Annotated in this window: 13 protein-coding genes; 9 read left to right on the top strand and 4 right to left on the bottom strand. The window is 62.6% G+C overall.

The window, feature by feature from the left end:
* Positions 1–63: 63 nt before the first annotated feature.
* Positions 64–990 carry a LysR family transcriptional regulator gene (locus V3W39_RS32860; RefSeq protein ID WP_177115511.1) on the bottom strand — a complete coding sequence of 309 codons (927 nt, stop codon included), beginning with the start codon at positions 988–990 and terminating at the stop codon, positions 64–66.
* Between the two features lie 60 nt (positions 991–1,050).
* On the bottom strand, positions 1,051–2,256 hold the full coding sequence (locus V3W39_RS32855) for a DUF1835 domain-containing protein (protein ID WP_330214117.1): 1,206 nt from the start codon (positions 2,254–2,256) through the stop codon (positions 1,051–1,053).
* Positions 2,257–2,449: 193 nt separating this feature from the next.
* Here V3W39_RS32855 and V3W39_RS32850 point away from each other — a divergent pair, with 193 nt between their 5' ends.
* The 3 genes from V3W39_RS32850 (at position 2,450) to V3W39_RS32840 (ending at position 4,620) form a co-directional block, all read left to right on the top strand.
* Positions 2,450–2,914, top strand: coding sequence for a metallophosphoesterase family protein (locus tag V3W39_RS32850; protein WP_177048849.1), 465 nt, complete (start codon positions 2,450–2,452; stop codon positions 2,912–2,914).
* Positions 2,915–3,151: 237 nt separating this feature from the next.
* Complete coding sequence (locus tag V3W39_RS32845; protein ID WP_259199484.1) at positions 3,152–3,829, top strand: ABC transporter ATP-binding protein; 678 nt, start codon at positions 3,152–3,154, stop codon at positions 3,827–3,829.
* On the top strand, positions 3,826–4,620 hold the full coding sequence (locus tag V3W39_RS32840) for an ABC transporter permease (RefSeq protein ID WP_330214116.1): 795 nt from the start codon (positions 3,826–3,828) through the stop codon (positions 4,618–4,620). The genes V3W39_RS32845 and V3W39_RS32840 overlap by 4 nt, the downstream gene beginning before the upstream one ends.
* A gap of 668 nt (positions 4,621–5,288) precedes the next feature.
* Here the strand turns inward: V3W39_RS32840 and V3W39_RS32835 are convergent.
* Complete coding sequence (locus V3W39_RS32835) at positions 5,289–6,335, bottom strand: L-idonate 5-dehydrogenase (RefSeq protein WP_330214115.1); 1,047 nt, start codon at positions 6,333–6,335, stop codon at positions 5,289–5,291.
* Positions 6,336–6,348: 13 nt separating this feature from the next.
* Complete coding sequence (locus V3W39_RS32830; protein WP_177047905.1) at positions 6,349–7,122, bottom strand: glucose 1-dehydrogenase; 774 nt, start codon at positions 7,120–7,122, stop codon at positions 6,349–6,351.
* Positions 7,123–7,300: 178 nt separating this feature from the next.
* Between V3W39_RS32830 and V3W39_RS32825 the strand changes: the two genes are divergently transcribed.
* The 6 genes from V3W39_RS32825 (at position 7,301) to V3W39_RS32800 (ending at position 13,403) form a co-directional block, all read left to right on the top strand.
* A complete protein-coding gene (locus tag V3W39_RS32825) occupies positions 7,301–8,173 on the top strand; it encodes a LysR family transcriptional regulator (protein WP_330214114.1) in 873 nt (290 codons plus the stop codon).
* Positions 8,174–8,298: 125 nt separating this feature from the next.
* The gene (locus V3W39_RS32820) at positions 8,299–8,919 is read left to right on the top strand and encodes a glutathione S-transferase family protein (RefSeq protein ID WP_330214113.1); all 621 of its coding nucleotides are present in this window, start codon (positions 8,299–8,301) and stop codon (positions 8,917–8,919) included.
* Positions 8,920–9,140: 221 nt separating this feature from the next.
* Entirely contained in the window at positions 9,141–10,061 is a 921-nt protein-coding gene (locus tag V3W39_RS32815) for a LysR family transcriptional regulator (protein WP_330214112.1), read from the top strand.
* Positions 10,061–10,960: a LysR family transcriptional regulator gene (locus tag V3W39_RS32810; RefSeq protein ID WP_259199474.1), complete on the top strand. Its 900-nt coding sequence runs from the start codon at positions 10,061–10,063 to the stop codon at positions 10,958–10,960. The genes V3W39_RS32815 and V3W39_RS32810 overlap by 1 nt, the downstream gene beginning before the upstream one ends.
* A gap of 2 nt (positions 10,961–10,962) precedes the next feature.
* Positions 10,963–11,928 (top strand): pyridoxamine 5'-phosphate oxidase family protein, encoded by a 966-nt coding sequence (locus tag V3W39_RS32805; protein WP_330214111.1) that lies wholly within the window; start codon positions 10,963–10,965, stop codon positions 11,926–11,928.
* A 134-nt stretch (positions 11,929–12,062) separates the two neighbouring features.
* Complete coding sequence (locus tag V3W39_RS32800; RefSeq protein WP_177047896.1) at positions 12,063–13,403, top strand: PQQ-dependent sugar dehydrogenase; 1,341 nt, start codon at positions 12,063–12,065, stop codon at positions 13,401–13,403.
* Positions 13,404–13,624: the final 221 nt, after the last annotated feature.

The raw sequence follows: 13,624 nt of genomic DNA, 5'->3' as shown, positions 1-13,624 counted from the left end.
CCCGCTCGGCAAGAGGTGGATGAATGGGCTAAGTCATGTGTTTCCCATAGGTGATCCCTATGGCTAGAGCGTCTCCAGGTGCGCATACAGGCTCTGGATGCGGCTCAAGTGGCTGCGCATCAGGTTGATCAGCACCCGCGTCGGTGGGGAAATGGGCGTGTCATGACGGTGGATAAAGCCGAACACTTCGAAGATCGCCGGGCTGATCGGCACCCAGCCCAGGCGATCGTTGAAGCCCAGCTGATGCAGGATCGGGCGCGTGGCGATCACATCGCCGAGCCCGCGTGCCGCGAGTTCGAAGCCGGTGATCTGGTGCTCCACCTCGATGATCGGGTCCAGCACCTCGCCACCCTTGGACGCCAGTTGCGCCAGCAGCCGGCGAATCGGGTCGGCGGTGCGCCAGCGCGCTTCGGTGAGAATCAACGGCGCCACCGCCAGGTCACTGATGGTTTTCGGGCCCTTGAGGCGCTCGGGGTCGGCGCTGATATAGCCGACCTGGGCCGACCATACCGGCTCGCTGACGGTGAGGTTCTGCTGCTTGATCGGCAGCATCACCAACCCCGCTTCAATCTCGCCCTGACTCACCAGCTCGGCGATTTCCGAGGAGTTGTAGCCGACGATCTTGATCCGCATGTCCGGATGCAGGGTGCGGAACTGCTCGATCAGGTCCGTGAGGAAATAGTGGTGGGCGGTGCCGAAGGTACCAAAGCTGGCCACGCCACCGGACAGCTCGCGCACCGCCTGTACCGCTTCATAACCCTGGCGGGCTGACGTCACCATGCCTTGTGCAAACGGCTGCAGGCGTCGCCCGGCCTCGGTGAGCATCAGCCGCCGATTGGTGCGGATAAACACCTGGGTGCCCAAATGCTCCTCCAGCCGCAGGATCTGCTCGGACAATGAGGGTTGGGAAATATGCAGGCTTTCCGCCGCCTTGGAGAACGTACCGTGCTCGATGGCGGCGAGAAAGTAGTTGAGCTGTTGTAAGGTCATGGCGCTGAACCGCAGCTTATTTCGGTTCAACATGACACAGAACAAAGCGCTCGCGAAGAATCAATCACGCCACACGGGCATGCCGTGTTCGTCAATCGTCCAGTGGGAGTGGCGCGGGCGCAGGCAGACGCCACCGACCCAGCGTTCTTCAGTGGCATGGTCCGGCCAGTAAGCCTTCCCGTTTAAAACCTGACGACCCAGCGCAGTCAATGCCAGCACCCGTTGAGGCCAGGGCAACTGAGCCTCGGACTCGATCAACAGCGGATTCTCGCCATCAATCAACGGCCGCATCAGCGCGTGGAACATCATGTCCCCCAGGTACGGCAGCGGTTCACGCTTGCCCATCAACTCGGCAAACACCCTGCCAAACGGCACCGGCCCGGCCTCGGCCACGTAGTGCAGGGACAGGCGCTCGGTCAGTGACAAACCGTCCCGCGTCCCCGGCAGCTCCTGCAACTGCCGGCGCAACGCCGGGGCCAGGAAGGGCAGGGATGGATGGTGGGCCCGGCCCAGTTCCGCCAGCTTGAGCGGCGAGCTGGCGCAATACGCCGACCAGGCCTGCCGCGCCAGTTGCAGCATGCTCTCATCGACCGGGCGGCGCTGGGGCCAGAGCCATGCCAACACTTCGGGCGCCAATTGGCCAATGCCGATAAAACGTTGCACGCCGGGGATACGGTCGACCTCGATCAGCTCAAGCTTTTCAGGCAGATGCTCAAGCCCCGCCAACGCACGCATCAGGAACAACTGATCGTACGCATCTGCCTCGCACCACAATACGCTGTGGCCGCTGCTGCCCAACTGTTCAAGATGGGTGTATTCGTCGGCATGCCGGCGCGCCACCTCGGCCTCATCCATGGCAAACACCTGGCTGATGTAGCGGCTGCGAACGGCCTGGTATTGCTCGGCTGGCAGGTCCTGCACCGGGCCCATGCACAATGGATCAATCAGCATCCGAAAGTGGCCCTTGAACCCCGCCACGCCGAGGCTGTGGGCGATGTCGTTGCCGCAGCGCCAGTGGGTGGTGCGGGCCTCGTCGCTGGCTTCGAAACCCGGATGGCGGGCGGCAAAATCTACCGCATCGACGTGGGCTTTCAGTTTGGGCCAGCTAGGGAAACCGAGCTCCTTGGCGATCAGCCACTGGGCATCGGATAAGGTGGGAGTAGCGGCGGCATCGGCGTTTTTCAGGCGCAGCAAAAGCTCCTTGGCGCGCTTGCGTTGCTGCTCAAGGTTGATACGGCCGTTAGTAGACGATAATGATTGCGACATACGATCTCCTTGCACAAACCTTGTCCGCTTTAAGGTTGGGAGTCGTAGAAATGTGATATTCAGTCAAGGTCTTGGGCACAGCCCTTTCCGCGGATGGTGGCGTAGATGGCGCCAGGCGGGAAATATAGGCAGTGCAATGATTGATTGCAAGCCGCTCGGCCCAGAGTGCCGGTGTCTGGCACAGGAGACGTTCATGAAAGTTGGTGTGATTTCCGATACCCACGGCCTGCTCCGCGCCGAGGCCCTGGCGGCCCTGGAGGGGTGCGAGCAGATTGTTCACGCCGGGGATATCGGCAGCCCGGAAATTCTCGAACTGCTGGCCTCGATTGCGCCGTTGCATGTGGTGCGCGGCAATAACGACCTCGACGCCGCCTGGGCAGAACACCTGGCTGACCGGCTGGATTTCGACCTGAATGGCTGGCGGTCGCTGCTGGTGCATGACATTGCCGATGTGCCGAAGGTGCTTGATCCGGACATCAGGCTGGTGATCACCGGCCACTCCCACAAGCCGCTGATCGAGTGGCGCGGCGAGCGATTGTTTCTCAATCCCGGCAGTGCAGGGCGGCGGCGTTTCAAGTTGCCGGTGACCCTGGCGCTGCTCGAGGTGCGGGAGAAGTCCATCAAGCCGCGCCTGGTGTCGCTGGAGCCCAAGCGCTGAATAAAACCTGTGGCGAGAGGGCTTGTTGTGGTGAGGGAGTTTGCTGTGGCGAGGGAGCTTGCTGTGGCGAGGGAGCTTGCTCCCGCTGGGACGCGAAGCGGCCCCAATAAAGCCACTGCGATACACCTGAAAAAACCCGTCAATTTCTTGGGTCTGCTGCGCAGCCCAGCGGGAGCAAGCTCCCTCGCCACGTGTCTTACCATTGCGCCTAAATCAGGAACAAGGATCATCAACTCCATGAGCGTATTAGTCGAAACCCGGGCGCTCACGCGGATGGACGAGCGCCGCCAACTCCAACTGTTGCACCCGACGAACTTCCAACTGCACCGCGCCGACCGGATCTCCATCACCGGCTCATCCGGCTCCGGCAAAAGCGTATTCCTGCGGGCACTTGCCTTGCTCGATGCACCGTCCTCCGGGGATATCCTCTGGAATGGGCAACCCATCGCCAACGTGCAAATCCCGCAGTACCGCAGCCATATCAGCTACCTCGCCCAACGCCCGGCGCTGATCGAGGGCTCCGTGGAAGACAACCTGCGTTTCCCCTACAGCCTCAAGGCCTTGCACCACCTCAGTTTCGACCCGCAGGCCGTCAATGCACTGCTGGCCCACGCGGGAAAAGAGCCGGGCTTCCTGGCAAAGACCGCCGGGGATTTGTCCGGCGGTGAATCCCAGGTGGTTTCACTGATCCGCACCCTGCAACTCAATCCCGATGTGCTGTTGCTGGATGAGCCCACCGCCGCCCTCGACCCGGCCTCATCCCGGGAAGTGGAGGCGCTGATCAACGCCTGGGCCGCAGCGGATAACGACCATGCCTACATCTGGGTGTCCCACGACCTTGAGCAGGCGCAACGCATGAGCACCACTCACCTGCACATGGATGCCGGTGTGCTGACGGGGGCCGTGCAGCCATGAACTATCACGACCTTACGGCACTGGACATGGCCATCGCCGCTTCGCTGATCCTGATCAATGGCGCGCTGTCGCTGTTGTTGCGCCTGGGCCTGGAACTCCAGTTGTTCTGGGCTGCTGTGCGCACGGTGGTGCAGTTGCTGGCGATCGGGTATTTGCTGGGCTGGGTCTTTGAATTTGCCTACTGGTACGTGGTGCTGCCGCTGATGTGCCTGATGACCCTGATCGCCGGACTCTCGGCCGCCGGGCGTGGCAAGCGTACCTATGCCGGGCAGCGGGCCGACAGCATTGTGTCGGTGTGGGGCAGTTCGTGGCTGGTGACGGCGGTTGGCCTGTTCGCGATCATCCGGATTCACCCGTGGTACGAGCCGCAGTATGCGATCCCGATTCTTGGGATGATTCTCGGGAATACGCTCACCGGTGTATCGTTGGGGATTGAGCGCATGACTCAGGAGCTGACCTCGGGGCGCAATACTATCGAGATGGTCCTGGCGTTGGGTGGTTCGCGCTGGGAAGCGGCGCAGGACGCGATTCGCCAGGCGGTGCGGGCGGGGATGATTCCGACGCTGAACCAGATGACGGTGGTGGGGATTGTCAGCCTGCCCGGCATGATGACTGGCCAGGTGCTGGCGGGAGAGAGTCCGGTGGACGCGGTGCGTTACCAGATTGTGATCATGTTTTTGATCGCCGCGTCTTCGGCGTTGGGTACGGTGGGTGCGGTGTTGCTTACCTACCGGCGGTTGTTTTCGCCGGGGCATCGGTTTTTGCGGTATCGGCTTGAAGAGCGGGTGTAATCCTGGTGAGGGAGGGTAGCGTTTTTGGGTGGTTTACTGTGTACATATCCATTCCTGCGGTAACGGCGGCTTATGGTTTCGCTCTTACAGCGACTCACTTTGGAAAAGCCGGAATGCCGGCCCAGCCCAAAGTAAGCAAAGGGCTCTGCCCCGCCTGTCGGCGCCTCGCTAGGGCTGAATGGGGCAGTCAGATCAAGAGCAAGATCAACAGCACGGCGGCCTGAAAGCCGACCTGAGTGTTAAAAGCAAAAGCAAAAGCCGCTTTTCTGTAGGAGCTGGCTTGCCGGCGAAGAACCTGAGAACGGCGCGTTCATTCAGGATGCCAGCGTCATCGTTAACAACCATCGCCGGCAAGCCAGCTCCTACAGTGGACCGTGCTCGCTTTAGATTTTGCCTTTGCTTCACCACACTCAAGCCGGCCTGTAGGCCGCTGTGCTGTTGATCTGCTTTTGATCTTGATCTTAGGCGGCCCGCTTCGTGATGCCGGAGTGCGGGCACACCGAGCCTAGGCGAGGTGCCGAGTGGTGGGGCAAGAGCGTTTTGCTTACTTTTGCGCTGTTCAAAAGTGAGCCGCTGTAAGAGCGGAACCAATAGCCGCCCTGACCGCAGCAACGGATATGCCCTCCGGTCCATCTCCAAAACAGAAGTGCTATTGCCCCATGGCGATTTCAATCACCCACGCCAAAATCCAGCAACACCTTCATCGCCTGGCTTTTATCCGCCGCCAGCTCAAACGCCTTAACCGCCTCGCTGAACGGCACGGTATGAGAGATCACCGGCCGCACATCAATCACCTGGCGGTTGAGCAAATCCACCGCCTGGGCAAACTCCGAATGGAAGCGAAAGGTGCCCCGCAAGTCGATCTCCCTGCTCACCAGCATGTTCAACGGCAGCGAGACCTCGCCCCCCAAACCCACCGTCACCAGCACGCTGCGTGGGGCCATGCACTCCAGCCCGTTGCGCAAGGCCTGGGCGCTGCCGGAGACTTCGAACATCACGTCAAAGTAGCCTTTTTCAGCGGTGTAGCGCTTCAGCGCGTCGGCATCTTCCGCCAGATTATGGATGCGGCTGGCGCCCATTTTCGCCGCGCAGGCCAAGGGGCCTGCAGCCAGGTCCACCGCTACAATCTCTCCCGCACCCGCCGCCCGCAGGCTGCCGATCAACAGGTTGCCGATGGGCCCGCAGCCGGTGACCAGCACCCGTTTGCCGAACACCACCCCGGCCCGTTGGATGGCATGCAAACCCACGGACAACGGTTCCGCCATCGCACCTTCGGCAAGGCTCACATGATCGGCCAGCAGGTGCGCCTGATGCGTCTCGATCACCAGGCTTTGCTGAAACGCGCCTTGCACGTGGGGGAAGGGCATCGCACTGCCGTAAAAACGCATGTTCAGGCAATGGTTCGGCAGCCCTTGATGGCAATAACGGCAACCGCCGCAAGGCCGTGACGGCGAGACCGACAAGCGTTGGCCGATCGTGAAGGGTCCGTCTTCCCGGCCCACGGCCTCGATCACCGCCGACACTTCATGGCCCAGCACCATCGGCTCGCGCAGGCGCACGGTGCCGAAGCCGCCGTGCTGGTAGTAATGCAGGTCCGAGCCGCAGATGCCGCCCCGGGCAATGCGCACCCGCAACTGGTCGGGGGCGAGTGCCTGGGGTTCGGCTTGAGGTTCTACCCGCAAATCTTTTGAGGCATGGCAGACAATCGCGTGCATGAAATTCTCCGGGTTACAGCGAGGCGGTGATGCCACCGTCCACGTACAGGATATGACCGTTGACGAAACTCGCCGCGTCGCTGGCCAGGAATACGGCAGCGCCCGCCAGTTCGGCCACGTCACCCCAGCGCCGGCTCGGCGTGCGTTGCACCAGCCAGTCGCTGAACTCGGGGTTGGCCACCAGGTTGGCGTTCAGTTCGGTCTTGAAATAGCCGGGGCCGATGCCGTTGATGGTCAACCCATGGGGGCCCCAGTCGATGGCCATGCCTTTGGTGAGCATCTTCAGCGCGCCTTTGCTGGCAGCATAGGGGGCGATGCCCGGGCGGCCCAGCTCGCTTTGCACCGAGCAGATATTGATGATGCGCCCCCGCTTGCGCGGGATCATCGCCCGGGCCACGGCCTGGCCGACGAGGAAGGCGCTGTCCAGGTTGGTGCTCATCAACTCGCGCCAGTGGGTTTCGCTGTAGTCCTCCAGTGGCCCGCGCCGTTGCATGCCGGCGTTGTTGACGAGGATGTCCAGCGCACCCAGGCGCTCTTCGATATCCGCCACGGCGGCCAGCACTGCGGCACCGTCTGTGACGTCAAACGCCTGGGTGTGCACCTCCAGACCTTCCGCCGCCAGCAGTGCGGCACTGTCACGCAAGGTGCTGCGGTTGCGCCCGTTGAGCACCACCCGCGCGCCGGCCTGGGCCAGGCCTCGGGCGATGGCCAGGCCGATACCGGCGCTGGAGCCGGTAACCAGGGCCAGGCGGCCGTCGAGGCGGAAGCTGTCTAAAACGCTTTGCATGGCTGGTCTCCAGGTGATCAGCAATCTCAATCCAGGCAGGCCGAGCCTGTGCTCATTGTGATAGGCCAGAGCCTGTCATATCGTGTATGGCAGGCCTTACTTCACCGCAGCCGTGGCCCGGCGTCCAATTTTCATTTGTGATCGGGTGATCAAGAATCGTGATAACCGGAGCCTTCTGATGGAACTCAAGCACCTGCGCGCCTTTGTCGTGCTCGCCCAGGAACTGCATTTCGGCCGGGCAGCCGCGCAGTTGTCGATCGTGCAGCCGGCGCTGAGCATGCAGATCAAACTGCTCGAAGGCGGCCTGGGCGTGCGCCTGCTTGACCGCAACCGGCACTCGGTAACGCTGACGGAAGCCGGGCGGGTGTTTCTGCCCGAAGCCCAGGCCACCCTGCACCAGGCCGCTCGCGCCGCCGATGCTGCCCGGGCGTCGAACCGTGGGGAGATTGGCCGGGTGCGCCTGGGGTTTGTCTCCTCGGTGTTGCCGCAGTTGCTACCTGAATTGATTCGTGCGGTGCACCAGCGCTATCCGCGAATCGAACTGGAACTCAAGGACATGCCCGGTCCGGACCAGGCCGGTGCGTTGAAAAACGGCCAGCTGGATTTTGGCCTGATGCGCTTGCCGGCGGCCTATCCCGGCGTGCAGACCCGCCCGGTGTTGCAGGAAAGCTTTGTGGTGGCGTTGCCCGCCGACCATCCGTTTGCGGCCCAGCACATCGTTCAGCCAGCCGACTTGCTCAAGGTGCCGGTGTTCATCCTGGCCCGGCGTTATGCCCCGGGGTTCTACGACGAGTTCGTCCAGGCCGTGGGTGTGCCCCTGGAGATCGCCTCCGAACTTGGCGAGTTCACCACCATGCTCGCGCTGGTCTCCGCCGGCCTGGGCGTCGGTGTGCTGCCGCAGCAGGCCGCCCGGGCGTTGCCGGCCAATTGCGTATCCAGGCATCTTGAACTGGGGACGTTCCAGGCCCGTACCGGGCTGGCGTGGACTGAACTGGACAGCGCGGTGAAAACCACCGTGTTCAACCTGATCGGCGAGTTGTTTGGCGAGTGATTGTTTCATCCGGTGAAACGCTGGATTGCAAAAGCTGGCTATTCTGCTGTGGGCCGTAGCGGCGGAAGATAGGCGTCATTGGCCCGATCACCGGGTCGAGTCCCTGGCACACCGCGGAGCCTGTCATGATCAAACTATACCGTTACCCCTTGTCTGGCCATTCCCACCGGGTCGAGCTGATGCTGTCGCTGCTGGGCGTGCCCGCCGAATTGGTGCTGGTCGACCTGAAGCAGGGCGCGCACAAGACTCCCGAGTTCCTGGCCACCCTCAACAGCTTCGGCCAGGTGCCGGTGATCGATGACGACGGCGTAGTGCTGGCGGACTCCAACGCGATCCTGGTGTACCTCGCCGGCCGCTATGGCAACAGCCAGTGGCTGCCGACCGAGCCCTTGGCCCAGGCCCGGGCGCAGCGTTGGCTCTCGGCTGCGGCGGGGCCACTGCACGTCGGCCCGGCTGCCGCCCGATTGGTCACGGTGTTTGGCGCGGCGCTGGATGCCGAGGCAGCCATCAGCCGCTCCCATGCCTTCCTCAATGTGGTGGAGCAACAGTTGGCGCAGAGCCGCTTCCTTGTCGGTGACCAGCCGTCGATTGCCGATATCGCGCACTACACCTACATCGCCCATGCCCCGGAAGGTAACGTCGCGCTGGATGACTACCCGCAGGTTCGTGCCTGGCTGGGCAGCATCGAGGCGCTGCCGGGGTTTGTCGGTATGCAGCGCACGGCCGTAGGTTTAACAAAAGCTTGAGTGTTTTTGTGGTGAGGGAGCTTGCTGTGGCGAGGGAGCTTGCTCCCGCCGGGCTGCGAAGCAGCCCCAAAAAAGATAGGAGCGCTGCGCACTCCAGCGGGAGCAAGCTCCCTCGCCACAGCAAGCTCCCTCGCCACAGCAAGCTCCCTCACCACAATAAGGCTCTTCACCAAGACCCCAAACCACAGGGTTGGCGTATGACATTCGATTAAAGGGGCCCCATGGACCGTTTCCAGGAAATGCAGATATTCCTCGCCGTCGCCGAAGAACAGGGCTTTGCCGCTGCGGCCCGGCGCCTGAACATCTCGCCCCCCAGCGTGACCCGCGCCATTGCTGCGATGGAGGCGCGTATCGGCACGCAGTTGCTCTCGCGCACTACCCGCAGCCTGCACTTGAGCGAGGCCGGCCAGCGTTACCTGGACGATTGCCGGCGCATCCTGGCGGAGCTGACGGAGGCAGAAGAGGCGGCGGCCGGCAGCTTCTCGGTGCCGTGGGGGCACCTGACGGTTACCGCGCCGGTGTTGTTCGGCGAATTGTTCGTCGCGCCGGTCCTCGGTGAATACCTGGACCTGTTTGCCCAAGTCAACATCAACGCCCTGCTGGTGGATCGCGTGGTCAACATGACCGATGAAGGCGTGGATGTAGCGGTGCGCATCGGGCACTTGCAGGAGACCGGACAGCAGGCGATCAAGGTCGGCGAGGTGCGCCGCGTGGTCTGCGCCGCGCCGGCCTACCTTGAACGGCATGGCCGGCCACTGCACCCGGGGCAACTGCGGGAGGCGAAGATTGTCACGTCGTCTTCCAGCCAATTGGTCAGTGAATGGCAGTTCATCGAAGGCGGCCAGCCATTGAATGTGGCGGTTGATCCACGCCTGGTGGTCACCGCCAACAACGCGGCGATCAACCTGGCGCGCCTGGGCTGGGGCGTCACGCGGGTGCTGTCTTATCAGGTGGCCAGCGATGTGCGTGCAGGCGCACTGGAAATCATCCTGCAAGACTTCGAACCGCCGGCCTTGCCGATCCAAGTGGTGTTCCAGAACAGCGCCCGGGTGCCGGCGAAAATCAACACCTTCGTGGACTTCCTGGTCAGTCGGCTGGGGCAGGATGCGGCGCTCAACTCCTCGATAAAGCGGCCTGCGTGATGGACCGTTATCGCGACATGCAGATATTCCAGGCGCTGTCCCGTCAGCCGAGCCTGGCCTCGGCTGGTCGTTTCCTGGGCATCTCGGGGCCTACGGTGATTCGTGCAATTGCCCGGCTGGAGGCACGCTTGCGGGTGCCATTGGTACAGCGCAGCACCCGGGGCATTCGCCTCACCGAAGCGGGCGTGAGGTTCATGGCGGACTGTTCGCGGATCCTCGACGGCGTGAGCGCCGCCGAAGCCTCCGCCAAGGGCGCGCATGCGCAGGCAGAAGGCAACCTGCGGGTGTTTTTCCCGTTTCTGTTCAGCCGTTATGTGATGGCGCCCTTGTTGGCCGACTACCTGGAGCGATATCCCGGGGTGAGGGTGTTTGCCCACTACCACGACCATTATCCGAACCTGAATGAAGAGGGCCTGGACGTGGCGGTTGTGGTGGGAGAACTGCCCGAGTCATCCCTGATTGCACGGCCTGTGGGCCATGTGCGCAACATCGTCTGTGCCAGCCCTGGCTATCTGCAGAACCATGGCGAGCCGCGGCAACCCGAGGCGCTCAAGCAGCATCGGCTGGTCGCAACCCAGGCGTATTCGGAGTGGGTGCAGTGGGATTTCCAAGGGTCCAGCATCAAGGCCCGTGCGCGCCTCGCGTGTACCACGGTGCAGGGCGCGATCAATGCGGCGGTGCAAGGTGCCGGGTTGGTCCGGTGCCTGAGTTATCCGCTCCACGAACACCTGGCGAGCGGTCAATTGCGCCGGGTATTACAGGCCTTTGAACAGCCGCCGCTGCCGGTGCATGTGGTCTACCGCGAAGGGCGAAATGCGTCGATGCGGGTGCGCAGTTTTGTCGATTTCAGCGTGGCGGCGTTGCGTGAACATCCGGCGTTTCATCCACCGAGGGCTTGATCATGAATCACCAGGACGCGTCCCCCGTCTCGCCATGGCATGCCGGCGAGCGGCAGTTGCAGCAGAGTGCCGGCGTGGCCGAGCGCATGGAGGTGATCGGCGCCAAGGTCATACGCGATCACCTGCCGGAACAGCATCGGGCCTTCTATGAATTATTGCCCTATCTGGTGGTGGGTACCGTGGATGATCAGGGACTTCCCTGGGCCACGCTGCTGGAGGGCGCGCCGGGGTTTGTGTATTCGCCGGACCCTTACCGGTTGCGCATCGACAGCCTGCCAGCCGTGGGTGATCCCGCCGCAGCCGGCTTGAAAAAAGGCGCGGCGGTGGGGCTGTTGGGCATAGATCTGAATACACGCCGGCGCAATCGCATGAACGGGGTTGTGGGCACGGCGGGTGTCGACGGTTTTGCCGTGGATGTGGTGCATACCTTTGGTAATTGCCCGAAGTACATTCAACTGCGTGCGGTGGATCCTGAGGGCTCGGGGCCGCGCTCTGCTGCAGGTTTGGTGCAGCGTGCCCATTCCCTTGAAGAGGCGGATCGAGCAGCGATTCGTAATGCCGACACCTTCTTCGTCGCCAGTTATGTGGAGCTTGAGGGTGATGCGGCCAAGCGTTCGGTGGATGTTTCGCACCGGGGCGGCAACCGCGGGTTTGTGCGGGTAGACGCAAATGTGCTGACGATTCCGGACTTTACCGGCAACTCGTTTTTCAACACCTTGGGCAATTTGCAGCTCAACCCGATTGCGGGGTTGTTGTTTGTGGATTTTGCGTCCGGTGATGTGTTGCAGGTGGCCGGGCGGGCGGAGGTGATTCTGGGTGGGGCTGAGTTGGCCAAGTTCGAAGGGGCGGAGCGGTTGTGGCGCGTGACTGTGGAGCATGTGGTTCGGCGGGAGGCGGCGCTGGCGTTGCGTTGGCAGTTCGAGGGGTTTTCTCCCTATAGCCTGGCGTTGGGGCCTTGGCGCGCCTGAGGAATGCGGCAGGGCCACTTGTGCGACAGGGTTAAAACTCAATTGCGTGGAAGGCGGTGTTTGGTGCCGGGGAATGACGCAATACTCCGTCGGGATTTTGTTTGCCCACTGCTGGGCTGTCCCGAGGTTTTCCGATGAATGTACCAAGCCGCCTTGCGCTGCTGATCACCACCACGGCTGTTCTCAGCGCCTGTGGTGAGTCTTCCAAACTGCCGTTTCAGGCCGGTGTTGGGCCAAGCCCGCAATTGCCCGAGCCCACCACCTCGCTGATCCCGACGCTCAAGGTGTCCAAGGCCGTCGGTTGGCCCGGCAATGCCCAGCCCACGGCACCCGAAGGGTTCACGGTAACGGCGTTGGCCGAAAACCTTGATCATCCGCGTTGGGTGTACACCTTGCCCAACGGTGACGTGCTGGTGGCCGAGAGTAACCATCCGCCCATGCCTGAAGGCGCCACCGACGGCGGCACGGGTTTGCTCGCCTGGGCGCGTCGTACCGCGATGGGGTTTGTGATGGGCCGGGTGGGTGCCGACGCGCCGAGTGCCGATCGTATTACGCTGCTGCGGGACGCCGATGGCGATGGGCATGCTGAGGTGAAGAGTGTCTTTCTCGATGGCCTGACCTCGCCGTTCGGCATGGCGTTGGTGGGGGATGAGTTGTACATCGGGAATGCCGATGCGGTGGTCAAGGTGCCTTATGTGCGGGGGCAGACTCACATTGACGCGGTCCCGGTGAAGGTCACCGATCTGCCGGCCGGGATCAATCATCACTGGACCAAAAACGTGCTCGCCAATCCTCAGGGCACCCAGCTTTACGTGACCGTGGGGTCCAATAGCAATGTGGGGGAGAACGGGCTGGAAGCCGAGGACGGGCGTGCGGCGATCTGGGAGGTGGACCTGGGCAGTGGCCAGAAGCGGCTGTTTGCCAGTGGGTTGCGTAACCCCAATGGTCTGGCGTGGAAGCCTGGCTCTACGCAATTGTGGACGGTGGTCAACGAGCGGGATGAGATTGGCAGTGACCTGGTGCCGGATTATCTGACGTCGGTGCAGGATGGCGCGTTCTATGGTTGGCCTTGGAGTTATTACGGGGCTCACGTTGATAGCCGGGTGCAGCCGCCGCGGCCGGACAAGGTTGCCCAGGCGATTGCGCCGGACTATGCGCTGGGGACGCATGTTGCGCCGTTGGGGTTGGCCTTTTCTGATGCTCGGGGGATGCCTGCTGCGTTCGCTGATGGGGTGTTTGTGGGGGAGCATGGGTCGTGGAATCGTAATCCGCAGGCGGGGTATAAGGTGGTGTTTGTTCCCTTCAAGGAAGGCAAGCCTTCGGGGGTGCCGGTTGACTTTCTCACCGGGTTTTTGAATGGGGATGGGGAGGCTCAGGGGCGTCCGGTGGGCGTTGCGCTGGACGGGCAGGGGGCTTTGCTGGTGGCGGATGATGTGGGGAACAAGGTGTGGCGGGTGGCGCGGGTGAGGCCTTGAGGTTTTGCTGATGTTGGGGGTATATCCGTTATTTAGGTAACGGCTGCCTATGGTTCCGCTCTTACAGCGGCTCACTTTTGAAGAGCGCAAAAGTAAGCAAAACGCTCTTGCCCCACCACTCGGCACCTCGCTTAGGCTCGGTGTGCCCGCACTCCGGCATCACGAAGCGGGCCGCCGCGACGGGGCGTCCCTGCCCCGTCGCGGCTAAACCGGCGTCCTGC

This window comes from Pseudomonas sp. Z18(2022) (assembly GCF_036346535.1).
Taxonomy (GTDB): domain Bacteria; phylum Pseudomonadota; class Gammaproteobacteria; order Pseudomonadales; family Pseudomonadaceae; genus Aquipseudomonas; species Aquipseudomonas yamanorum_A.
Note: the sequence above shows the minus strand (reverse complement) of the source record. Positions and strands in the feature narration are given on the sequence as shown.